Raw genomic sequence first — 22,305 nt, 5'->3', positions numbered from 1 at the left:
CGAAACTGCATGGAACAGAGCGCGGATTATGAAGTTCCAACCACAGCGCGCCGCGAGCCGACGCAGAAGCGCAGCCGCGAGCGTGTGGAGCGCATATTGGCGGTTTCGACGGAACTGATCGGCGAGCAGGGCAGCGACGCGCTGCGCATGAGCGACGTGGCACAGAAGGCCGGCATTTCGATCGGCTCGCTCTATCAATATTTCCCGGACAAGGGCGCGATCGTCACGGCACTTGCCGAGCGCATTCACGCCGAGAGCCGCACCTGCATTGCGGAGGGGCTGGAAAACGTGACGACTCTGGAAGATTTCCACGAAGCCTTCGCTGAACTCATAAAAATCTACTACGGCATGTTTTTGAGCGAACCGGTGATGCGCGATGTCTGGTCGGGCATGCAGGCCGACAGGAATTTACGCGCCGTCGAACTCGCGCAAAGCAGGATCAACGGCGAATTGCTGGCGAGTGTCTTGCAGCGGCTGCGGCCTTCCGCCGACAGCGCGGTACTCGGCGCCAAGGCCTTTCTGGTCATGCAGCTAGGCGAAGCGACGATGCGCCTTGCCGTATCCGTTCCGCGAGACGAGGGCGACCGGCTGGTCGAGACCTACACGCGCATGGCGCTGCGCGAGCTGGAAGCAGAATAAAAAAACCCGCCACAAGGGCGGGTTTTTCGAATTCCATGAAAGATCGGCTTAGATGCCGAGGCCTTCGTAGCGCTTCTTGAACTTGGACAGACGGCCACCGCGGTCGAGCAGGGTCTGCTGGCCGCCGGTCCATGCCGGATGGGTGCGCGGGTCGATATCGAGGTTCATCGTATCGCCTTCCTTGCCCCAGGTCGAACGGGTAGTGTATTCGCTGCCGTCGGTCATGACGACCTTGATCGTGTGGTAATCTGGATGGATATCGGTCTTCATGGCGGTGTTCCTGGTTCTCGTGGCGCTTCTCGCTGGCCATAGGCCCTGCGTCGATGCGCCCCCTTTGAAAACTCGAAGCCGCAGCTATTGAAAAGCCACGGCTTCTAAAACGGTCGGCGAGCCTATACATCAGCCGAAATTGAATCACAAGGCCGCGCGCGCCGTTCAAAGGCGCTCGAAGCAAGGAAAAGCGCAAAATGGCTGATAAAAGCAGGCGAGAGGAGGACGAACGCAGGCGTTCGCTCAAACCGCTGCGGCGTTTGGCCCCTTATCTTGGCCGCTATCGCGGGCTGGTCGCAGGCGCGATTGCGTCGCTTATCCTCGCCGCAATGATGACCCTGACGCTGCCGATCGCCGTGCGCCGGATGATCGACCATGGCTTTTCGAGCGCCGATTCTACCTTTATCGCGCAATATTTCGGCATGTTGGTCGTCATCGCTGGCCTGCTCGCGCTGGCCTCCGCCGGACGCTATTATTTCGTCATCACGCTTGGCGAACGCGTGGTTTCCGACATTCGCCGCGACCTCTTCGCCCATGTCACAAGACTTTCCGCGCAATTCTTCGACACGGCGCAGACCGGCGAAATCATCTCGCGGCTGACCGCAGATACCACACAGATAAAATCCGCGGTCGGCGCAACAGCCTCGGTCGCGCTTCGCAACATCATTCTCGGCCTCGGCGCAGTTACCATGATGGTCGTGACCAGCCCGAAGCTCTCCTCGCTGGTTCTGGCCGCCATCCCGATTATCGTCCTGCCGCTGGTGGCATTCGGACGTTCGGTGCGCCGCAAGTCGCGACAGGCACAGGATACGCTGGCAAATGCCACCGCCTATGCCAGCGAGCAGATCGGCGCAATCCGCACGCTGCAGGCCTTCACGAACGAGAATTTTGTCACGAAAACCTTCGCGAATGCGGTCGAAACAGCGTTTATCGCAGCAAAATCATCGGTTTTCGCACGCTCCATCCTGACTTTTTTCGCGATATTCACGATTTTCTCGTCCGTCGTCGCCGTGCTCTGGTTCGGCTCGCGCGATGTGCTGCAAGGAACGATGTCGCCGGGAACGCTCGGCCAGTTCCTGCTCTATTCGGTGTTTGCCGCAGGCGCGCTTGGCGCCCTGTCGGAAGTCTGGGGCGAACTCAGCCAGGCTTCGGGTGCCGCAGAGCGCATCACCGAAATCCTCGCCGAAGTTCCGCTGATTGCCGCGCCCGCCAACCCGAAACCGCTGCCCGCGACCGCAAAGGGCGCGATAGAGTTTCGCGACGTTTCCTTCTCCTACCCAGCAAGACCGGACAGACCGTCGCTCAACGACCTCTCTTTCTCGATCAAACCGGGTGAGACGATCGCCATCGTCGGGCCATCGGGTGCGGGCAAAACCACGGTCTTTTCGCTGCTTTTGCGTTATTACGATCCTCTGCAGGGCTCGGTGCTTATCGACGGCGTCGATATTCGCGACGCCGACCCCCACCGTGTTCGCGAGCGCATCGCAATCGTCCCGCAGGATGTGACGATCTTTGCCGCGACCGCAGCCGAAAACATAGCCTTCGGCAAGCCGGAGGCCACCAAGGCCGAGATCAAGGCCGCAGCCGAAGCCGCCCACGCGGACGAGTTCATTGCCCGGCTTCCGGAAGGTTATGAGACTGACGTCGGCGAACGCGGCGTGACGCTCTCAGGCGGTCAGCGCCAGCGCGTGGCGATTGCCCGCGCAATCCTGCGCGATGCACCTATCCTCTTGCTGGACGAAGCGACATCAGCGCTGGACGCCGAAAGCGAGACGCTGGTGCAAACCGCGCTCGAAGGGCTGATGGAAGGCCGTACCACGCTTATCATCGCGCACCGTCTTGCGACCGTGCTCAAGGCTGACCGCATTCTGGTGATGGATGAAGGCCGCATCGTCGAAGAAGGCACGCATCGCAGCCTCGTCGCCAGCGGCGGCATCTACGCCAACCTCGCCCGCCTCCAGTTCGAGCACGGCGCAACCGCGTTTCAGGCAGCAGAGTAGCACTTCTTGCTTTCCGGGCCGAAAGATATACATTTAGAATGTATATTTACGGAGATGAGCTATGCAGGTCGCGAAATGGGGTAACAGCCTCGCAATCCGGTTGCCTTCAACCATTGTCGAGGCGCTGGAGCTTAAAGCGGGCGATGAGATAGACGTCCGCATTGCAGGCGAACGCGCATTCGACGTCGAGCGTGACCGCAGCCGCGAAAAAGCACTGGAACGCCTGAGAGCATTGCGCAAGCCTTTGCCTGCCGGTTGGAGCTTCAGCCGCGACGACGCCAACGCGCGATGAGCGCTGCACTTCTCGATACAAATATCCTGATCTACGCATTCAGCACCGATCCGCGAAATGCAGTCGCAGAAAGCCTCTTGGCGTCCGGCTGTGTCGTCAGCATCCAGGGCTTGAACGAATTCGCCAATGTGGCGCACCGCAAGCTCAATTTTTCGTGGGAAGAGGTGCGAACCGCAATTGCGGCGATACGAACCGTATGCCCATCCATATTGCCGCTGGATGCAGACACGCAAATGGATGCGTTATCTATCGCGGAAAAATATCGCCTGTCCTATTTTGATTCCCTCATGCTGGCCGCCGGACTTCGCGGAAACTGTGAAATACTTTGGTCTGAAGACATGCATGACGGGTTGGTAATCGAAGACAAATTGCGCATCGCAAATCCGTTCAAGGCAGGCTGACGCTCACCCCTTCGCGGCATGCCGCCCGGCATTGCGGCCTGAGAATATGCAGCCGCCGAGGAACGTGCCTTCCAGCGCGTTGTAGCCATGATACCCGCCACCGCCGAAGCCCGCGACCTCGCCTGCTGCGTAAAGGCCGGGGATGGGCTCGCCGTCGCTCCCCAGCACCTGCCCGTCCAGATTGGTGTGCAAACCTCCCAGCGTCTTGCGGGTCAGGATGTTGAGCCGCACCGCTATGAGAGGGCCGTTGGCCGGGTCGAGAATCTTGTGCGGCTTGGCGGTGCGGATCAACCTGTCGCCAAGATAGTTTCGCGCGCCGTGAATGGCGGTGATCTGCGCATCCTTGGAAAAGGAATTGTCGATTTCGCGATCCCGCGCCGTGATTTCCGCGAAAAGTCGATCATGATCGATGAGGTTTTCGCCAGTCAGCGCATTCATTCCGGCAACAAGATCGCGCAGATTGTCGCGAACGACGAAATCCTCGCCCTTTTCCTTAAATGCTTCGACAGGCGGCGGCGCGCCTTTGGCGCGACGGCTCTTCAGGACCTCCAGCCAGCTCTTTGAAGTGAAGTCGGGGTTCTGCTCGGAGCCTGAAAGCGCGAATTCCTTCTTGATGATCTTCTGGGTCAGCACGAACCACGAATAATCGTGGCCAGTGGAGAGGATGCGCTTCAGCGTCGAGAGCGTGTCGAACCCCGGCAGGCACGGCGCTTCCAGCCGCTTGCCGAACGCATCGAACCACAGCGACGAAGGCCCCGGCAGAATGCGGATGCCATGGTTCGGCCAGATCGGAGACCAGTTGCGCAGGCCTTCCGTATAATGCCACATACGGTCGGCATTGATGACATGCCCGCCAGCACCTTTTGTAATGTCGATCATGCGTCCATCGACATGATGCGGCACCCCAGCAACCATGGTTTTCGGCGCGGGGCCGAGGCGGTCGGCAGGCCAGTTCTTGCGGACCAGATCGAAATCGCCGCCGATGCCACCCGATGTGACAAGCACCGCACCTGCATTGAACGCGAAATCCCCGGCAATTTCGCGCCCGGACTGCGCGCCCCGCTCAACGGTCGACGGCTCAAGCACCTCGCCGGACACGCCGCTGACCGCCCCATTGGTTTTCACTATCTGGCTGACGCGATGGCGGAATTTGAGTGTCACCCTGCCCGCGCCGGCATGGTCGCGCACGCGGCGGATGAAGGGTTCGAGCACGCCGGGTCCTGTACCCCATGTGATGTGAAAGCGCGGCACGGAATTGCCGTGACCTGTCGCCAGTGACCCGCCACGTTCGGCCCAGCCGACGACCGGAAACCAGCGCATGCCCTGCGCGTGAAGCCAGGGCCGCATTTCCCCCGCAGAGAAATCGACGAATGCTTCGGCCACCTTGCGCGGCCAGAAATCCTCCGGGCGGTCGAAAGCGGCCGAGCCCAGCCAGTCCTGCATGGCGAGGTCGCGGCTGTCGCGGATGCGCAGCCGCCGCTGCTCCGGGCTATCGACAAAAAATAACCCGCCAAGCGACCAGAAGGCCTGACCGCCCAGCGAATTCTCGCCCTCCTGATCGAGAATGATGACGCGCTTTCCCGCATCCGCCAGCTCGGCCGCTGCGACCAATCCAGCCAGACCACCGCCGACGACTATCGCGTCTGCTTGTTCCACCATCAGATGCCCTCCCTGCACTTGCTGCGAGAATGTTCGCCAGTCACGGAAGGATCAAGCTTTAAGTTGAGATGCTGATGGCTTCACGCGTCTCATCCGGGCATTCCAGACCCGCCCATACAAAAAGCCGCCCCGCAGAAGCGGAGCGGCAAATCTCTCATTTGTGTCCTGTTGTCAGCCGATCATGCGTTGGTCGCATAGCGGTGAATATTGTGGTTCAGATCCTGAACGCGCTCCTGCAATCTCACGAAATTGGTGTTGGGAATACGTCCGCTGTGATGGTTTGCGGCAACGCGCGCATTGTGTTCGATCATCCTTGCTTCTTGTCGAACCTTTTGCGCCTCAACCCTGCTCAGATAACCGTGCGAACGGTCGACGGCGATACGATGATCGGCGCGACCAATCTCATTGGTGATCCGCTGAAGCCGCGGTCGCATCGTGCCCGCTTGGCTCATATGGTGAGGCATGGTCGAGTTTGTCGCCAAATTGTCCGGTGGCGGTATCTGGTCGACAGTCGCGCCGAGATGCAACGATGTGGTGTTGTCGGGCGGGGCAGCGAAGGACACGCCGAGGGAGGTCGAGAGGAGTGCTGCGGCAAGAGCCGTCTTGACGAGGAAAGAGTGCATGACCTGCATCTCCGAGAATGGGAACGGACATAATGCGTCCTGCTCCCGGCATCAGGCCGTCCGGTTTTGTCGCGTCGCGATGCATCCCGCACCGCCGGCAATTCCCAGCCTGTGAGTGTGAGACTATGCCTCTCCGCCACGCCTCACAAATTACGAAAAGATAATTTTTGCAGGGCCGATCTCGCCCAAATCCTGTGGCTTCGCCCGAAATAAGGCTGAATTTTCAAAGGCATTTGAAATCGTCCTTGAAAAATAAACCGCCTCAGTCGATCGTTCTGAAAGCTGAACATGCTTTGAGGGGCGCGCCGTGATTTCCAACACACTGATCGGCATTGTCGCCGCCATTCATGTCTACATCGTCGTTCTGGAAATGGTGCTTTGGGACAAGCCAGCGGGTCTGCGCACGTTCAAACTGACGCCGGAATTCGCCGCGCAGACGAAAACGCTGGCAGCCAATCAGGGGCTTTATAACGGGTTTCTGGCTGCCGGACTCATCTGGGGTCTGTTGCAGGCCGCCAACGACTTCAAGATGTTTTTTCTGATCTGCGTGATCATTGCCGGGCTTTATGGCGCGGTGACTGTCGGGCGCAAGATCCTGTTCGTTCAGGCGCTGCCCGCAGCGCTGGCACTCGCCGCTTTGCTGGCAGGCCTGTAATCAGCGCTCGGTCAGCTTGAGTTCGATACGACGGTTTCTGTTGCGCGCTTCAGGAGTATTCGACGGGTCGAGCGGCTGATATTCGCCGAAGCCAGCCGCCACCAGACGGTTTGCCGGAACCCCGTTTTCGATCAGATATTTGACCACCGATGTCGAACGCGCCGACGACAATTCCCAATTGTCACGGTAGCGGCCCGAACCGGAAAGCGGCGTATCATCGGTGTGGCCATCGACGCGCAGCACCCAGTTGATTTCCGGCGGAATCTCCTTCTGGAGCTCGATGATCGCATCGGCCAGCTTCTTCATCTCGACCCGCCCCGCATCATTGATGACCTCGGAGCCGACCGGGAACAGGACTTCCGACTGGAACACGAAGCGGTCGCCGACGATGCGTATGTTTTCGCGATCCGAGAGAATTTCACGCAAACGTCCGAAGAAATCCGAACGATAGCGGTTCAGCTCCTGCACGCGCTGCGCCAGCGCCACATTCAGGCGACGCCCGAGATCGGCGATCTTGGTGTTGGATTCGCGGTCGCGCGATTCCGAGGCATCGAGCGCCTCTTCGAGCGCGCCGATCTGACGGCGAAGCGCTGCGATCTGCTGGTTGAGGATTTCGACCTGCGACAGCGCGCGCTGGCTGACCTGACGCTCATTGTCGAGTTCGCCGCTCAGCGTGCCGATGCGCGCATCGGCCTGCGCGCCAGCACCCGCCCCTTGCGACAGCAATTGCTCCAGCCGGGTCTTGTCGCTCTCGACGGCGGAAAGCGAAGCGCGAAGGTTCGCAATCGTATCCTCGGTGTCCTGCGTGTTCGAGCGCTCCAGCGCCAGCAACTGCGTCAGCTCGTTGATCTGCGAGTTCAGGCGGCTGAGCACTTCATCCTTGCCGCTGATTTCACGGCTGAGCAGAAACTGCGCCAGCACGAAGACCGACAGAAGAAACATGATGGCCAGAAGAAGCGTCGAAAGCGCATCGACGAAACCCGGCCAATAATCGATGCGTCGATCTGTTCTTCTACGGCCAAGCGCCATGTTATTTGGCGCCCTGCTTCTTCAGAGCATCGGCAATTTTTTCGAGCGTTTCGCGCATTTTCTTCTGCTCTTCCGACTGGGATTCGACCCAGTCGCGCATCATCTGCTGCTCATTGCGCATGTTTTTCACCAGCCCGGAAATGCCGTCAGCCAAGCTCGACATGGCCGCCGCAACACGCGGATTGGACGAGCCGTTCTCCTGAAGCGCGCGCATGCGCTCCGACAGAAGCTTGAGTTCTTCCGAGGATTCCGACGTGCCTGCCGGGGCAGCTATGGCAATGTCGGAAGACAGATCGGTGACGGAAGAGAGCCAGTTTTCGAGCTCGGTGTAGAAGCGCGTCTGCGCGCGACCGGCCTGAAGGTCGAGGAAGCCGAGCACCAGAGAGCCTGCAAGGCCGAACAGCGAGGACGAAAACGCCGTGCCCATGCCTTCGAGCGGCGAGGCAAGGCCAGCCTTCAACGATTCCAGAACGGCATTCGTGTCGCCCGAGCCGGGGTCCAGCGACTGGATTGTCTCGCCGATGGAACCGATGGTCTGCAACAGGCCCCAAAACGTACCCAAAAGGCCGAGAAACACCAGAAGGCCGATCAGATAGCGCGAAATATCGCGGCTTTCATCGAGGCGCGTCGCGATGGAATCGAGGATCGAGCGCATCGAATTGGTCGAGAAGGCGACGTTGGACGACCGGCTGACCATCGCGCGCATCGGTGCAAGCAGGATCGGATCGGCAGCATCGGTGCCCGCTCGAAAGGAATTGACCCAGCGAATTTCGCGGAAAAGACGGATGACCTGCGCAAAGGCAAGCAGGATGCCGACGACCAGCACGCCAAGAATGAGGCCGTTCAACCCCGGATTTGTGGTGAAGGCCGAGCTGATCTGCCGCGTCAGGATCGCCGCGATGAACGCGACAATGGCCAGAAACACCAGCATGGACAGCAAGAAAACCTGCGGGCTCGAAAGCTTGTGCGGATCGTATTCGATAACGTCCGACGCTCTTCCGACACCAAAATATCTCAACAAAGCCATGCGCGTCCCGATTCCGTAGCGGCACTTAACGTGCCGCCAATCCTAAACGGATTTATGACGAAATTGAAAGGCGCGTTCGAGGGCTGTGCGGAAAAGGTTTAGCTGCGCGGGCTGATCGGCCTTTTCAGCGTTTTCAGAAGCGCCCGATGGATCGCTTCATTGCCGACGACGATGGAACCATCATCGAACATGTTCTGCCCGCCATCCTTGTCGGAAACGAAACCGCCAGCCTCGCGAACCAGAAGCATGCCTGCCGCAATATCCCATGGCGAAAGGGGCTGTTCCCAGAAACCGTCCATGCGGCCAGCGGCAACATAGGCGAGATCAAGCGCTGCCGAACCGAGACGGCGCACACCCGCCGTATCGGCCATGACATTGCGCAGCTCGACCAGGTAATTGCCGTGATGTCCGCGTCCAAGATGCGGAATACCGGTGCCGATGACACAATCGGAAAGCTTGGTGCGGCCCGAAACGCGCAAGCGGCGATCATTCATGAAGGCACCGCCGCCACGTTCTGCGGTGTAAAGCTCGTCCATCGCCGGATTGTAGATGACACCGGCGACGATCTGGCCCTGACGCTCCAGCGCGATGGAGATCGAGAAAATAGGCAGGCCGTGAAGGAAATTCGTCGTGCCGTCGAGTGGATCGACGATCCAGCGATGCTGGCTGTCTTCGCCTTCGACCACGCCGCGCTCTTCCATCAGGAAGGAGTAGCCCGGACGGCCGCGCTGCAATTCGGTGAACAGGACTTCCTCGGCCTTGCGGTCGGCCTGCGTGACGAAATCACCCGGACCTTTCAGCGAAACCTGCAAATTCTGCACTTCGCCGAAATCGCGGGCGAGCGAACGGCCAGCCTTCATTGCGGCTTGAACCATGACATTGAGGATCGCCGAACGCGCCATTCTCTATTACTCCGAACGGGTAAAAATCAGTCCGCGCGACGGACGTAGGTGAGTTCGTTGGTGTCCACGATGATGCGCTCGCCCGACGAGATGAAGGGCGGAACCAGAACGCGGATTCCGTTTTCGAGAACAGCCGGCTTGTAGGACGACGCGGCAGTCTGGCCTTTGACGACCGGATCGGCTTCGGTGATCGTCAGCGTGACCTGATCCGGCAGCGAAATGCCGATCGGCTTTTCTTCGTAAAGCTCGACGGTCACCATCATGCCGTCCTGAAGAAAGGCAGCGCGGTCGCCGACGAATTCTTTCTGCAGTTCGAGCTGCTCGTAGCTTTCGGTATCCATGAAGATCAGCGCTTCGCCCTGCTCGTACAGGAAGGAGAAATCCTTCTGCTCGAGACGAACCTTGTCGACGGTCTCAGCAGCGCGGAAACGCTCGTTGAGCTTGGTGCCGTTGATGAGGTTCTTGAGCTCGACCTGATTGTAGGCGCCGCCCTTGCCAGGCTTCACCGCATTGGTCTTCACCGCCACCCAGAGGCCGCCATCATGTTCGATGACATTGCCTGGACGGATTTCATTGCCGTTGATCTTGGCCATTATTATGGATTCCGGAATGGAGTTGTCGGCCCGAAGGCGATTTCGCGCTTCAAGACCACAAAAAGGGGAAAGAGGCAAGAGAGCGGCTAAATGTCGAGCAGATGACGCCTAGCGTGTCTGCATGAGATTTGCCCGGTCAGCCGCCTGCTTCTCTTCCTCATCGGTCAACCCGTGCAGGAAGTTGTCCATGGACGTGTCACGCAGACCCGCGCGTTGCGCGACCATGTACCAGGCTGCGGCAAGGATCGAATTCGGATCGGTGCCGATGCCGTTCAGGTAGAGTTTCGCCAATCTGTTCTGCGCGGCGACATTGCCGCCTTCGGCCGCAATCCGCATCCAGCGGAAACCGGCCTTCTCGTCCTTGTCGCCGCCACGGCCTTCAACATTCCATGTGCCGAGATCGAGCTGTGCGGTATCGTAATTCTGGCGGGCCGCGAGTTCGAGGAAACGCCGCGCCTCGGCATCATCCTGAGTTTTGCCGCCAATGCCGTTCGCGTAGATCTGCGACATCGCATATTGCGCGTCTGCCAGGCCGGTTTGGGCGGCGCGTTCATAATAGGGAACAGCCTTGCGGAAACCCTCCTCGCCCGGCTCGCGCTGAACGAGAAGCTGCGCGAAATTGAACTGGGCGAGACGATTTCCGGCCTCCGCAGACGCCTGCAGCAGCGCATAGGCTTCGTTTTCGTCTCTTTTGACGAAATTTCCATCGAGCAGCATCAGCGAATATTGGAATTGCGCTTCCGGAATGCCTTGCTCGGCGGCCTTCGCATACCATTTCGCGGCTTCCGCCTCGTTGCGCGGCGTGCCCAGCCCGCGCGAAAGGATTTCCGCGACAAGCGTCTGCGCAGCCGGATCGCCATTATTGGCGCGCGGCATGGCAAGGTTCAGGGCCGTCTTGTAAAGCCCGCGCTGGAACGCGCCGTAAGCTTCATCGGATGGCCTGCCGCCGAACCGCTGGGGATCGAGATTTTCAGGCGTTGTGGGTGCTGGACCGAAACGGTCGGGATCGATCTCGCTGCCCGGAAACGGCAAATTGCCGCCGCTCTCTTCCGCTTCGCTTTCTACGGCATGAGCCATTGTCGCCGCTGCAAAAACCAATGCAGCCGCAAACAGCAATCCAACACCGCTTCTGCCCGACATCATCAATCCGCAAGCCTCGGCGCTGTTTCGTCAAGAATGGCGTTTGCCCGCGCAACCGCTTCACGCGGATCGATACCCTCGCCGAAAACCGCGCTCGAAAGTGCAACGAACTCCGCGCCCGTCGCCGCAACGGCCTCGACCGAGGCAAGGTCCGAACCGGCAAGAACGATGCAGGGAATCTGGATCATCTCCGCCCACCACGTGCCAAGCGACAGATTGCGCGAATGCGCCTCCGGCTTGTTGTCGTAGCCGAAGCGTCCGAAGAAAATATAGTCGGGACGGGCTTCACCGAGCGCCAGCGCGTCGTCACGTGTTTTCGCGCCACCGGCACCGACTGCCATGCGCGGCTGAAAATTCTCGATCGCTTCGATCAGCTCTGCGGGCTTGGCCTCGACATGAATGCCATCTGCCTGAACGCGACCTGCAATGCGGGTGTCGCCCGCGATGATGGTCGCGATGCCCGCTTCCTGTGCGATCGGCACGACCTTTTCGGCGAGCGCCTGAAAAGCATCATCGCCCTGATCGTAAGACGGCAGGATGACGGAAGCGATATCGCCGCCTGCGACGGCTTCGCGAAAAGCCTTTTCGAAATTCTTGTGATCGACGCCTTGCGGGGCGATCAGCACGATCCGGCATCTCTTTGGAATTGCGGCTTCTGTCATTTCATCATCCATGAGCTTGATCCCATGCCGCGCGACTTTGGTCGGATTTTGGCATGGCTGCAAACGCGGCATAGAACAAAGCGGCACGGTTGAACAGCCAGCCGTGTTTCCACAAGCGCGGTTGGCTGGTATCCGCGTCTTGCAGCAAGCGCGATTGCGTCGCTGATTCTCGAAAGACGAAGACCATGAATGCGCTTCTGACGGACCCGGCTTTTTACGCGGTAGCGCTGCCTGCCGTCATTCTCGTCGGCCTGTCGAAAGGCGGTTTCGGCGGCGGCGTGGGCTTTGTCGGTGTGCCGCTCATGGCGCTGGTCATATCGCCGGTGCAGGCAGCGGCGATTCTTTTGCCGATCATGGTCCTGATGGATATCGTGTCCCTGTGGAGCTGGCGCGGCGTCTATCACAAGCAGACGCTGACCTTCATGCTGCCCGGCGCGATGATCGGCATCGCCATCGGCTGGCTGACGGCGGCGATCGTGACTGTCGGGATGATTCGCTTCATCGTCGGTGCAGTCGCCATCATTTTCGTTGGGCGCTGGCTTTACCAGCAGTTCCGGCACGGGCGCGGCCATGCAACTACGCCGAACCGCACGGCAGGCATGTTCTGGGGCACGATTTCCGGCTTTACGAGCTTCGTCGCCCATGTCGGCGGACCGCCTTTTCAGGTCTATGCCATGCCGCTGCGGCTCGACCCGCGTGTATTCACAGGCACCAGCGCGATATTTTTCGCGATAACGAATGCGGTGAAGCTCGTTCCCTATTTCGCACTCGGCCAGTTCGACGCGACGAACCTTGCAGCATCCGCCGTGTTGATGCCCGCAGCACCGCTAGCAACCCTTGCAGGTGCTTGGCTGGTAAGGCGCATGCGACCTGAAATCTTTTATCCATTCACCTACATAACGGTGGGTCTGGTCGCCATGAAACTTCTCTATGACGGCATTCAGGACATGTTTTAAAACTGTAATAATTTTGTAATATTTATGTTCTGAATCAATTTGTTATCCGCTTCGACCCCGTTTTGGACGAACTGATTTCCCACATAGGCGTTAAGACCCTGCAACCCGCACGCACTCGCGGATGCGTCTTGTTTATTGTTATCGACATTCGTACCGGAAAGTGTTTGCGCCTATGACTTTTCATGCAGCATCCCAACGCGACACGCGCATAGACGTGTTCAGGGCGATCGCGCTTTTGACGATCTTCGTAAATCATGTTCCTGGAACAGTTTACGAGTATCTCACGCACAAAAATCTTGGCTTTTCGGATTCCGCCGAAGCCTTTGTGCTGATTTCCGGTATGGCTGTCGGTTTGGCCTATGGCATGAAATTCCAGCCAGGCAATCGCCTGCTCATCGCTCTCAAGACATGGCGTCGCGCAGGCGTGCTTTACGTAGCGCACATCATGACGACGGTGGCGACGCTGGCGATCTTCTCCGGTGCGGCGATTTATTTTGCCCGTCCTGAGCTTCTGAAGGCAATCAACATCGAGCGCATCATCGCAGATACCCCGGAAGCCCTCTGGGGTCTGGCGACGCTTGGCCATCAGGTCGGCTACAACAACATTCTGTCCATGTATGCCGTGCTGTTAATCCTCACGCCGCTGTTCCTGCTTGTCGGCAGCTATAGCCTGTCGCTGATGGTGGCTGGATCAGGTGCGTTGTGGCTGGCTTCCGGCGTATTCCAGATTGCGCCGATGAACTATCCGACCGATGGCTTCTGGTTCCTCAACCCGCTTTCATGGCAGTTCATTTTCGTGATTGGCATTGCAAGCGTCGTCCATGTGCGCCGCGGCGGCAAGATTCCGACGAACCCGCTGCTGATCGGCGTGGCTATCGGCTATCTGCTCCTGTCGCTTCTTTGGGTACGCGTGCCTTTCTGGGGCATCGATACGTCGATGGGCCTGCCTATGGTGCTGACCGGCTTCGACAAGACTTTCCTTTCGGCGCCGCGCCTGCTGCATGTTCTGGCAATCGCCTATGTGATCGTGGCGATCCCGGCACTTTCCAATCTGGCACGTACCCGCGCCGATAACCCGCTGGCAATTCTAGGCAAGCATTCGCTGCCGATCTTCATTGCAGGCACGCTGCTTGCCATGGTCGCGCAGGTTGGCAAAGTGGTCAGCCCCGGCGGCTTCCTCGACGATACGCTGCTGATCTCGACCGGCATCGCCCTGCAGTTCGCGCTCGCCTACTATCTCGAATGGCTTCCGCGCATCGGCTGGGGCGGCAAGAAAACGCAGGTGCCTGCCATCGCCAAAACGACGCAGCCGACACAGGCCCCCGCAATGCCTGTCATGGCGCGCGTTCGCACCAACTAGCCACGTGACTATAGGGCGATGAAACGCTAGCTTCCCTCCAATATCGGAGGGAAGTTCGTGACGAGCATGTACGAAAACGGTCTGGATCGTACGCAGGCCAATTATCAGCCATTGACGCCCCTTTCCTATCTGGAGCGCGCGGCAAAGACCTTTCCCAAACAAACCGCGATAATCCACGGCAAAAGCCGCATTGATTATCTGGAATTCTGGCAGCGTTCGCTGCGGCTGGCATCCGCCCTTTCAAAAAAGGGCATCGGCAAGGGCGACACCGTCACAGTCATGCTGTCCAACACGCCGCCAATGCTCGAAGCGCATTTCGGCGTGCCGATGACCAAGGCCGTCCTGCACTCGCTCAACACCCGTCTCGACGCTGCCGTGATCGCCTTCCAGCTTGACCACGCGGAAACCAAAGTGCTGATCGTGGACCGTGAGTTCTCGACGGTCATGAAGGAAGCGCTTGCGAAGGCGAGCGTGACGCCGCTGGTGATCGACTATGACGATCCCGATTACGGCGACGACGCACCCTATCCCAAGGGCGAAAAGATCGGCACGCTCGACTATGAGGACTTCGTGGCCTCCGGCGACCCGGACTATCAATGGTCCATGCCCGACCATGAATGGGATGCGATTTCGCTGAACTACACATCCGGCACGACAGGCAATCCGAAAGGCGTCGTCTACCATCATCGGGGTGCGGCTTTGATGGCGTACTCGAACACGATTCATGCGGGCATGGGCAAGCATCCGTCCTATCTCTGGACGCTGCCGATGTTTCACTGCAATGGCTGGTGCTTTCCATGGACGCTGGCCGTTCAGGCCGGAACGCATGTCTGCCTGCGCTGGGTGCGCGCCAAGGCGATGTATGATGCGATTGCCGACCATGGCGTGACCCATCTCTGTGGGGCGCCCATCGTCATGTCGATGCTGGTCAATGCGAAGGACGAGGAAAAGCGCGACTTCCCGCAAACCGTAACCTTCAACACGGCGGCAGCCCCACCCCCTGAAACCGTGCTGTCGGGAATGGCGGATGCCGGTTTCGTCGTGAACCATCTCTACGGCCTGACCGAGACATATGGACCGGCAGTCGTGAACGAATGGCAGGAGGACTGGGACCAACTCGACAGAAGCGGTCGCGCGGTCAAGAAGGCACGTCAGGGCGTTCGCTATGCAGCACTCGAAGATCTGGCAGTGATCGACCCGGAGACAATGCAGAAGGTGCCCGCAGACGGCGAAACGCTGGGGGAAGTCATGTTCCGCGGCAATATCGTCATGAAAGGCTATCTGAAAAACAAAAAGGCCACCGAAGAGGCACTGGCCGGCGGATGGTTTCACTCCGGCGATCTCGGTGTTCTGCACCCTGACGGCTACATCCAGCTCAAGGACCGCTCGAAGGACATCATCATTTCGGGTGGGGAGAACATCTCATCGATCGAGGTGGAAGACGCGCTTTACAAGCACCCTTCCGTCTCATCCTGCGCGGTCGTAGCCAGACCCGACGAGAGATGGGGCGAGGTGCCGATCGCCTATGTCGAGCTGAAGCCCGGCAAGACAGCAACGCAGGATGAAATCATCGAGCACTGCCGATTGCTTCTCGCCCGGTTCAAATGTCCGAAAGCCGTGATCTTTTCTGAAATCCCAAAGACATCGACAGGCAAGATCCAGAAATTCGCACTCCGCAAGCAAGCAGAAACGTTGAATCTGGCCGCCGGATAGGGTGCCTCTAGGCGCAATATGGTAAAAAATCTTACGCGCCGTTAACCCTTCATTAAGCCTAAGCCTGTTTACTGTGTATATCCAGTTATCTGGATTCTTACTGAGTGGTTGGAGCCACTTCGTTTGACGCCTCCCTGTTAAACTTTCGAGAGCCGCGTTCGCGGCTCTTTTTTTGCCATCTACCCCTTATCCACAAGAGGTATCGGGCGCTCCGGGGCGCGTTAACCTTTTGTTAAACATGCACTTGCGTTCAATGACGGCAAGGCGCATTTTCCCCACCCGATCAGCGGGCGGTGAAGATCGGCCATCGATGGACAGTATAAAGCCAAGCGCGTGCAGGGGCATGGAATGAACGAGCGTTCGACAGAGAGTACCAAAACGGTCAAGCTGGCCGAACGCCGGATTTTCTCGCAGTCCTTCAAGCCGCTCTACAATGAAGGCATGAGCCTCGTCGAACAGGCCGCCGAATATCTCGACGGCGCAGGCCGCGCCGATGCCAAGAAGCTTTCGCGTCTTGCCGCAACGCTCTATGCCGCCGAATCCATGCGCCTCACGACGCGCCTGATGCAGATCGCATCCTGGCTTCTCCTGCAGCGCGCAGCCAATTCTGGCGAAATGACCCGCGATCAGGTGGCCGCCGAAAAATCCAAGGTTCGGCTCGATACGGCCTCCGCGCATGACGAAGCTGCCGGCTGGAGCGAAATGCCGGACTCCTTCCTCGATCTGGTTCACCGCTCGCTCAGCCTTCAATCACTGATCCGCCGCATGGACGACGAGATTTATGGCGAGACAGGCGATCTGGGTGCTGCGCAAAACCGCCGCGACGTTAACCCTGTATCCGACCAGATTTCGCTTCTGAACACCGCCTTCGCCCGCGGCTGATTCTCCCTTTCGTTTCCGGTTTGTTCACAATTCGCTGGCATGAAGCTCTCTTGGAGTTAGAGTGCCCGGATGAGAGACGCGATTCGCATAATCGGCATCGATCCTGGCCTGCGGAAAACGGGCTGGGGTATTGTCGAAACGCTCGGCAATTCGCTGCGTTTCGTGGCGTCAGGCACGGTTAGATCCGACGACAAAGCCCCATTGGCGACAAGGCTCTGCCAGTTGCATGACGGGCTGGCCGAAGTCCTGCACGCCCAGATGCCGCATGAGGCAGCCGTCGAAGCGACCTTCGTCAACAAGGATGCCGGAGCAACGCTGAAACTCGGACAAGCACGCGGCATCGCCATGCTGGTCCCTGCCCGCGCCGGACTGCTGGTTGCCGAATATACGCCGAATGCCGTGAAAAAGACGGTGATCGGCGTCGGTCACGGTGACAAGAAACAAATCCAGATGATGGTGAAAGTGCTGATGCCGAAAGCCGTCTTCGACACAGCGGACGCCGCCGACGCGCTGGCAATCGCGATTTGCCATGCCCATCACCGGCAGAGCGTGACGTCCCGGCTTGCCGCTTTGGCAAGCCGATGTTCTTGACTTGTTCCAATTGCAAGGGTAAGTAATACCTACGAGGTATTACCATGCGCGTCACCACCAAAGGCCAGGTCACCATTCCCAAGGAAGTCCGCGACCGGCTGGGCATCGAGCCCGGCTCGGAGGTGGATTTTGTCGAGCGAACGGATGGGGCAATAGAACTGGTGAAAAGCCGCGAGAACGGGCTTCATGAAAAAGCCCTGCTCCGCAGCCTGAATGAATGGTTCAATGAGGTCGAAGGCTCAAGCGACAGCGGACTTTCATCCGATGCAATCATGTCGATGACAAGGGACCGCGATGAGCGCAACCATCATTGATTCCAATATAATCATCGACATTCTCGACCCGGATTCACAGTGGGCGTCCTGGGCAAAGCAGAAGATCAGCGAGTCACTGCTCCGCGGCAAGCTGGTCTTCAATGTCGTCATTGCGGCCGAAGTTGCGCATGCGTTCTTGCAGGCGGACCGATACAATTCCGTTTTTGTTTCCGCAATTTGGAAATTCGAGGACATTCCCTTCGACGCAGCACTTGCCGCCGGTTGGGCGCATCGCGATTATCGCGCAAGAGGCGGAAAGCGCGAACAAACCTTGCCGGACTTTCTGATCGGGGCGCATGCTTCGATCTCGAAACATGCCGTTCTCACCCGCGACCCAAAACGCTATCGCAGCTACTTCCCGGACATCAGTATCATCGCGCTGGATACGCATCCATGAAACGGAAAGCATCATGATCGGCAAGCTCAAGGGCACCATAGACGAGATCGACGAAGACCATTGCATCGTCGATGTGCATGGCGTCGGCTATGTCGCGTTCTGCTCGGCGCGCACGCTTGCAGCCCTGCCCGGTCGCGGCGAAGCGGTGACGCTTTTCATCGAAACCTATGTCCGCGAAGACATGATCCGGCTTTATGGCTTCCAGAGCACGCTGGAACGCGAATGGTTCAGGCTTTTGCAGAGCAATGTGCAGGGCGTCGGTGCCAAGGTGGCGCTGGCGATTCTCTCCACGCTGGCACCGAGTGAGCTTGCCAACGCCATCGCTCTAAAGGACATCGCGATGGTCAGCCGGGCGCCCGGCGTCGGCAAGAAGGTTGCCGAACGCATCGTCACCGAACTGCGGACAAAGGCGCCTGCTTATGCGGGGGATGCGAGCGGCACGATTGGCCTCAAGCAGGAGCTAGGCGAAGGCGTCGCACCTGCACCAATTGCCGATGCCGTCTCGGCACTGGTCAATCTCGGCTATTCGCGCGACACGGCTGCGAACGCAGTCTCCGCCGCGATGAAAACAGCGGGCGAAGATGCCGATTCCGCCAAGCTGATAAGGTTCGGTTTGAAGGAACTGGCGCGTTGAGCGCGCTGGATCATCAGCGTATGCTCGATACTGCCACGGCATTCTTTTTGACTGGCGAGCGATGTGCACCTGACTTGAAATTTGGCCCTTATGGACTTCATAGCGTCAGCGCTCCTCGCATTGTTTGCTACGCTCTATCTGTCGAAATAGCAGTAAAGCTGATTCTCTCAATCATAGGGCGGCCCTCAGGAGGGCATAAAATATCGGAGTTATTTAGAAAGCTTCCTGATGAAGTAGGTGTAAATCTATTTGTTCTATCTTGCCATGCCGACGAAATGGATCGCTATTTTGAGGATTGGCGATACCCGTATGAAAAGGAATTGCTGCTCGGAGACTGCGATAATCCCCGCCGCGCCTTTATTGAGTGCTACCGGGAGATTCGTCGAATTAGTCCGACATTGAAAAGTATTTACGAAAGCAATTGGGGGAACTTCGAACCAGATTGGCAATGGGCTTGGTCAGAACTGGAAGCTCGGCAGATTGAGGCACGACTTGTTGGTAAATAGCCCGCGCATCATTTCGCCGGACAAGCGCGGCGAAGATACGGATACGACGCTGCGCCCGCAGACGCTGGACGAATTCGTCGGGCAGGCAGCCGCGCGCGCCAATCTGAAAATCTTCATCGAAGCTGCAAAAGGACGCGGTGAAGCGCTCGACCACGTGCTGTTCGTCGGCCCGCCCGGCCTTGGCAAGACGACGCTGGCGCAGATCATGGCGCGCGAACTCGGCGTCAATTTCCGCTCGACATCGGGTCCGGTCATCGCGAAAGCCGGTGATCTCGCGGCACTTTTGACCAATCTGGAAGAAGGCGATGTTCTTTTCATCGACGAAATCCATCGTTTGAGCCCGGCAGTCGAGGAAATCCTTTACCCGGCGATGGAGGATTTCCAGCTTGATCTGATCATCGGTGAAGGTCCGGCAGCGCGCTCGGTAAAAATCGATCTGTCAAAATTCACGCTCGTTGCCGCCACAACACGGCTCGGACTGCTCACAAATCCGCTGCGCGACCGCTTCGGCATTCCCGTCCGGCTGAACTTCTATACGGTCGCAGAACTGGAACTGATCGTGCGGCGCGGCGCGCGCATTATGCAATTGCCGATGAGCGACGATGGCGCGCTGGAGATTGCCCGCCGCGCACGCGGCACTCCCCGCATTGCCGGAAGGCTTTTGCGGCGCGTGCGCGATTTCGCGACCGTTGCCGGTGCTGAAAACGTCAATCGCAGCGTTGCCGACGCCGCCCTCACGCGGCTGGAGGTCGATGCGCTCGGCCTCGACCAGCTCGACCGTCGCTATTTGTCGATGATCGCGATGAATTTCGGCGGCGGGCCGGTCGGTATCGAAACGATAGCTGCCGGCCTGTCCGAACCACGCGATGCCATCGAGGACATTATCGAGCCTTACCTCATCCAGCAGGGTTTTATTCAGCGCACGCCCCGCGGCCGTATGCTGACCGTAAATGCCTGGAAACACCTCGGTCTCAACGCGCCGAGCGACCTCGCCCAACAGCAGGCCAATCTGTTTCAGGAAGAATAGGTTTAGAGCCCTTCATTTTTTAGATAGAAACGCTGGCGGGACAGCGCCCCCCTCTGTCCTGCCGGACATCTCCCCCACAGGTGGGGAGATTGGCTGACACCACTTTCCGCCTTCATTCTGCAACGTCTACAATTGGTGCCGCGCGTTCATGACGGGATAATCTCCCCACTCGTGGGGGAGATGTCCGGCAGGACAGAGGGGGGCGCCTCGCGATTTCTTAACCGATCTATCTGCTCAAACCGCGCACCGCGTCCAGAACATCCGGCTCCGCCTTGCGCATGTCGAACTCATCGACCACGCCGAACGCTCCGCCATAGGACCAGATGGACCACGGAAATCCATGCGCTTCCGCCCGCGCGATCATATCCTTGACGTAGGCTGCGCGCGATTGCGCAGGGATAACGAACGGGTTGCCATATTCCTGGCGGATCATGCCGAATTCACCGAGAAAGATGTTTTCGGGCGCAATTCCGTTCTTTTTGGCCCATTCATCGGCCAGCTTGAAAGGCGCATCCATAACGGTCAGAAGCTTTTCTTCCGTGTCCATCGTCGCAATCTGCTCATCGAGATAGGCGAGCATCCCGGCGCGGCGCAGAAAGGGCGCGTTCGCACGGATATTGCCCCTGATCTTTTCAAGCGCCACATCGAGTTCGGCACGCGAAACGGAATATGGCGGGTAAGGCAGCCCGGTCACATAGCGGATGAAATCCCCCGCCCAGTTCGCGCCCTGATGCGTGAGCAGGAAGGGCTGGTAGGAATGGAACGTCCAGATCACATTGTCGTCAGGAATATCCTTCGGATCGAGCGCGGCCAGCCCTTCCGCAGAAGAATAGCAATTTCCCGAAAGCACAAGCGTCAGCTTCGTGGCCGATGAGCGCGCGGCGGCATAAAGGCGTTTCAGTTTTTCCGGCCAGGGATTTTGCGTGGCATTTGCCTCGCAACCGTCCACCGGCTCGTTCATCAGCTCAAAAGCAAGCATCGCCGGGTCTTCGCGCGAAAGCGTACGTCCCATGCGGCGAACGATGTCGAGATAACGCTCGAATGTCGCCTCGTCGCCCATCACCTCCGCCATGCCGGGACCCCGCGCTCCGCCCCCATGGATCAGATGAAGATCGACGATGACTTTCAGGCCAGCCTTGTTGACCAGCCGTGCCGATTCCAACACGCTTTCGTAAAGCCTCTCGCGGACATTATCCGTATTGTTCGAGAGAAAAGGTGCTGGATCGACCGGCATGCGCAGGAAATCGAACCCGTCTTCCTTCAATGCCTTCAACCCGTCCTCATCAAGCGATTTGCGCCATTCCGGATAGGGCAGGATCACCCCGGGATCATTCCATTGCGGCTCGCCCGGCCACGTCACCCACATGTCGAGATTGAGGCCTCGTTTCATGGAAAAGCTCGCCGCATGCGCAGGCAGCACGGCAAGGGATGCGAGCATGAAAACGGAAAGCCAAACCTTGATCATAATGAACAACAGTGCAATCGGAGAAGAATGAGCTATCGCGGACTGGTTGAAAGCTGTCAGGTCGCGACGGAAAAGGAAAGTGCCATGACGGAAGAAGCGCCCGAAAATCCTATTGCACCGCTGAGCGGTGAACTGACCTCGGCTGGTCACCGGACCGTCGCGCGCATCTATTATGCCGACACGGATTTCTCCGGCGTCGTCTATCATGCGCGCTATCTGGAATTTCTGGAGCGCGGCCGCTCCGATTTCCTTCGCCTTGCCGGTGTGCACCACACCGAACTTGCCGACGGCAAGCATGGCGAGAAAATCGTCTGGGTGGTCAAGCGTATGGAAATCGACTTCCGCGCACCGGCCCGCATCGACGACATTTTGACGATCACGACGCGAACGGAAGAAATTTCGGGCGCGCGCATCTTCATGGCTCAGGAAATCAGACGCGGCGAGGAATTGCTGATTTCCGCAAAAGTTCAGGCCGCGATTATCGGTGAGAATGGCAAGCCCCGCCGTTTCCCCCGCGAATGGATTGCCGCCTTCATGCCATCAGACAACGCCTGACGGACAAATCCCA

27 protein-coding genes are annotated in these 22,305 nt (G+C 58.6%); 16 read left to right on the top strand and 11 right to left on the bottom strand.

Annotation, left to right across the window (positions count from 1 at the left end; translation table 11 throughout):
• The first annotated feature begins 9 nt into the window (after positions 1 to 9).
• The gene (locus tag ABFT80_RS03360) at positions 10 to 639 is read left to right on the top strand and encodes a TetR/AcrR family transcriptional regulator (RefSeq protein ID WP_347970431.1); all 630 of its coding nucleotides are present in this window, start codon (positions 10 to 12) and stop codon (positions 637 to 639) included.
• A 48-nt stretch (positions 640 to 687) separates the two neighbouring features.
• On the opposite strand, the gene rpmE is transcribed toward ABFT80_RS03360, so the two are convergent.
• The gene (gene rpmE, locus ABFT80_RS03355; protein WP_347970430.1) at positions 688 to 909 is read right to left on the bottom strand and encodes a 50S ribosomal protein L31; all 222 of its coding nucleotides are present in this window, start codon (positions 907 to 909) and stop codon (positions 688 to 690) included.
• A 197-nt stretch (positions 910 to 1,106) separates the two neighbouring features.
• Here rpmE and ABFT80_RS03350 point away from each other — a divergent pair, with 197 nt between their 5' ends.
• The 3 genes from ABFT80_RS03350 (at position 1,107) to ABFT80_RS03340 (ending at position 3,602) form a co-directional block, all read left to right on the top strand.
• Positions 1,107 to 2,909, top strand: a complete 1,803-nt coding sequence (locus tag ABFT80_RS03350) for an ABC transporter transmembrane domain-containing protein (RefSeq protein WP_347970429.1) — start codon at positions 1,107 to 1,109, stop codon at positions 2,907 to 2,909.
• Positions 2,910 to 2,970: 61 nt separating this feature from the next.
• Positions 2,971 to 3,201, top strand: a complete 231-nt coding sequence (locus ABFT80_RS03345) for an AbrB/MazE/SpoVT family DNA-binding domain-containing protein (protein ID WP_347970428.1) — start codon at positions 2,971 to 2,973, stop codon at positions 3,199 to 3,201.
• The gene (locus ABFT80_RS03340; protein ID WP_347970427.1) at positions 3,198 to 3,602 is read left to right on the top strand and encodes a PIN domain-containing protein; all 405 of its coding nucleotides are present in this window, start codon (positions 3,198 to 3,200) and stop codon (positions 3,600 to 3,602) included. Before ABFT80_RS03345 ends, ABFT80_RS03340 begins: the two co-directional genes overlap by 4 nt.
• A 3-nt stretch (positions 3,603 to 3,605) precedes the next feature.
• On the opposite strand, the gene ABFT80_RS03335 is transcribed toward ABFT80_RS03340, so the two are convergent.
• Positions 3,606 to 5,261 (bottom strand): FAD-binding dehydrogenase, encoded by a 1,656-nt coding sequence (locus ABFT80_RS03335; protein WP_347970426.1) that lies wholly within the window; start codon positions 5,259 to 5,261, stop codon positions 3,606 to 3,608.
• Positions 5,262 to 5,440: 179 nt separating this feature from the next.
• Positions 5,441 to 5,884, bottom strand: a complete 444-nt coding sequence (locus ABFT80_RS03330) for a hypothetical protein (protein WP_347970425.1) — start codon at positions 5,882 to 5,884, stop codon at positions 5,441 to 5,443.
• Positions 5,885 to 6,191: 307 nt separating this feature from the next.
• Between ABFT80_RS03330 and ABFT80_RS03325 the strand changes: the two genes are divergently transcribed.
• Entirely contained in the window at positions 6,192 to 6,539 is a 348-nt protein-coding gene (locus tag ABFT80_RS03325) for a DUF1304 domain-containing protein (RefSeq protein WP_347970424.1), read from the top strand.
• Here ABFT80_RS03325 and ABFT80_RS03320 read toward each other — a convergent pair whose 3' ends face one another.
• The 7 genes from ABFT80_RS03320 to ABFT80_RS03290 all read right to left on the bottom strand — a co-directional run bounded on the left by ABFT80_RS03320 (position 6,540) and on the right by ABFT80_RS03290 (position 12,079).
• Positions 6,540 to 7,568: a peptidoglycan -binding protein gene (locus ABFT80_RS03320; protein ID WP_347970423.1), complete on the bottom strand. Its 1,029-nt coding sequence runs from the start codon at positions 7,566 to 7,568 to the stop codon at positions 6,540 to 6,542.
• Between the two features lies 1 nt (position 7,569).
• The gene (locus ABFT80_RS03315; RefSeq protein WP_347970422.1) at positions 7,570 to 8,595 is read right to left on the bottom strand and encodes a MotA/TolQ/ExbB proton channel family protein; all 1,026 of its coding nucleotides are present in this window, start codon (positions 8,593 to 8,595) and stop codon (positions 7,570 to 7,572) included.
• Positions 8,596 to 8,693: 98 nt separating this feature from the next.
• Positions 8,694 to 9,497, bottom strand: a complete 804-nt coding sequence (locus tag ABFT80_RS03310) for an inositol monophosphatase family protein (RefSeq protein WP_347970421.1) — start codon at positions 9,495 to 9,497, stop codon at positions 8,694 to 8,696.
• A gap of 26 nt (positions 9,498 to 9,523) precedes the next feature.
• Positions 9,524 to 10,090, bottom strand: a complete 567-nt coding sequence (gene efp / locus ABFT80_RS03305; protein WP_347970420.1) for an elongation factor P — start codon at positions 10,088 to 10,090, stop codon at positions 9,524 to 9,526.
• Positions 10,091 to 10,198: 108 nt separating this feature from the next.
• Positions 10,199 to 11,167: a tetratricopeptide repeat protein gene (locus tag ABFT80_RS03300; protein ID WP_347970419.1), complete on the bottom strand. Its 969-nt coding sequence runs from the start codon at positions 11,165 to 11,167 to the stop codon at positions 10,199 to 10,201.
• Between the two features lie 65 nt (positions 11,168 to 11,232).
• Positions 11,233 to 11,892, bottom strand: coding sequence for a thiamine phosphate synthase (locus ABFT80_RS03295; protein WP_347970418.1), 660 nt, complete (start codon positions 11,890 to 11,892; stop codon positions 11,233 to 11,235).
• Positions 11,893 to 11,896: 4 nt separating this feature from the next.
• Positions 11,897 to 12,079 (bottom strand): hypothetical protein, encoded by a 183-nt coding sequence (locus tag ABFT80_RS03290; RefSeq protein ID WP_347970417.1) that lies wholly within the window; start codon positions 12,077 to 12,079, stop codon positions 11,897 to 11,899.
• On the opposite strand from ABFT80_RS03290, the gene ABFT80_RS03285 reads away from it, so the two are divergent.
• The 10 genes from ABFT80_RS03285 to ruvB all read left to right on the top strand — a co-directional run bounded on the left by ABFT80_RS03285 (position 12,078) and on the right by ruvB (position 20,272).
• Positions 12,078 to 12,848, top strand: a complete 771-nt coding sequence (locus ABFT80_RS03285; RefSeq protein ID WP_347970416.1) for a sulfite exporter TauE/SafE family protein — start codon at positions 12,078 to 12,080, stop codon at positions 12,846 to 12,848. The genes ABFT80_RS03290 and ABFT80_RS03285 overlap by 2 nt on opposite strands.
• 172 nt (positions 12,849 to 13,020) lie before the next feature.
• Complete coding sequence (locus ABFT80_RS03280; protein ID WP_347970415.1) at positions 13,021 to 14,208, top strand: OpgC family protein; 1,188 nt, start codon at positions 13,021 to 13,023, stop codon at positions 14,206 to 14,208.
• A gap of 66 nt (positions 14,209 to 14,274) precedes the next feature.
• Positions 14,275 to 15,921 carry an acyl-CoA synthetase gene (locus tag ABFT80_RS03275; protein ID WP_455189875.1) on the top strand — a complete coding sequence of 549 codons (1,647 nt, stop codon included), beginning with the start codon at positions 14,275 to 14,277 and terminating at the stop codon, positions 15,919 to 15,921.
• A 348-nt stretch (positions 15,922 to 16,269) separates the two neighbouring features.
• On the top strand, positions 16,270 to 16,803 hold the full coding sequence (rcdA, locus tag ABFT80_RS03270; RefSeq protein WP_347970413.1) for a protease adaptor protein RcdA: 534 nt from the start codon (positions 16,270 to 16,272) through the stop codon (positions 16,801 to 16,803).
• 69 nt (positions 16,804 to 16,872) lie between these two features.
• Entirely contained in the window at positions 16,873 to 17,394 is a 522-nt protein-coding gene (gene ruvC, locus ABFT80_RS03265; RefSeq protein ID WP_347970412.1) for a crossover junction endodeoxyribonuclease RuvC, read from the top strand.
• A gap of 44 nt (positions 17,395 to 17,438) precedes the next feature.
• A complete protein-coding gene (locus tag ABFT80_RS03260) occupies positions 17,439 to 17,708 on the top strand; it encodes an AbrB/MazE/SpoVT family DNA-binding domain-containing protein (protein WP_347970411.1) in 270 nt (89 codons plus the stop codon).
• Positions 17,689 to 18,105 (top strand): type II toxin-antitoxin system VapC family toxin, encoded by a 417-nt coding sequence (locus ABFT80_RS03255; RefSeq protein ID WP_347970410.1) that lies wholly within the window; start codon positions 17,689 to 17,691, stop codon positions 18,103 to 18,105. The genes ABFT80_RS03260 and ABFT80_RS03255 overlap by 20 nt, the downstream gene beginning before the upstream one ends.
• A gap of 13 nt (positions 18,106 to 18,118) precedes the next feature.
• Entirely contained in the window at positions 18,119 to 18,739 is a 621-nt protein-coding gene (ruvA, locus tag ABFT80_RS03250) for a Holliday junction branch migration protein RuvA (RefSeq protein WP_347970409.1), read from the top strand.
• Positions 18,736 to 19,245 (top strand): hypothetical protein, encoded by a 510-nt coding sequence (locus ABFT80_RS03245; RefSeq protein WP_347970408.1) that lies wholly within the window; start codon positions 18,736 to 18,738, stop codon positions 19,243 to 19,245. The genes ruvA and ABFT80_RS03245 overlap by 4 nt, the downstream gene beginning before the upstream one ends.
• Positions 19,235 to 20,272 carry a Holliday junction branch migration DNA helicase RuvB gene (ruvB, locus tag ABFT80_RS03240; RefSeq protein WP_347970827.1) on the top strand — a complete coding sequence of 346 codons (1,038 nt, stop codon included), beginning with the start codon at positions 19,235 to 19,237 and terminating at the stop codon, positions 20,270 to 20,272. The genes ABFT80_RS03245 and ruvB overlap by 11 nt, the downstream gene beginning before the upstream one ends.
• A gap of 226 nt (positions 20,273 to 20,498) precedes the next feature.
• On the opposite strand, the gene ABFT80_RS03235 is transcribed toward ruvB, so the two are convergent.
• Entirely contained in the window at positions 20,499 to 21,737 is a 1,239-nt protein-coding gene (locus ABFT80_RS03235) for a glycoside hydrolase family 5 protein (protein WP_347970407.1), read from the bottom strand.
• Positions 21,738 to 21,821: 84 nt separating this feature from the next.
• On the opposite strand from ABFT80_RS03235, the gene ybgC reads away from it, so the two are divergent.
• Positions 21,822 to 22,292, top strand: a complete 471-nt coding sequence (gene ybgC, locus ABFT80_RS03230; RefSeq protein ID WP_347970826.1) for a tol-pal system-associated acyl-CoA thioesterase — start codon at positions 21,822 to 21,824, stop codon at positions 22,290 to 22,292.
• Positions 22,293 to 22,305: the final 13 nt, after the last annotated feature.

Source organism: Foliimonas ilicis, from assembly GCF_039939195.1.
In the GTDB taxonomy this organism is placed as follows: domain Bacteria; phylum Pseudomonadota; class Alphaproteobacteria; order Rhizobiales; family Rhizobiaceae; genus Foliimonas; species Foliimonas ilicis.
The sequence above is the reverse complement of the archived record's forward strand: the minus strand, read 5'-3'. Positions and strand labels throughout refer to the sequence as shown.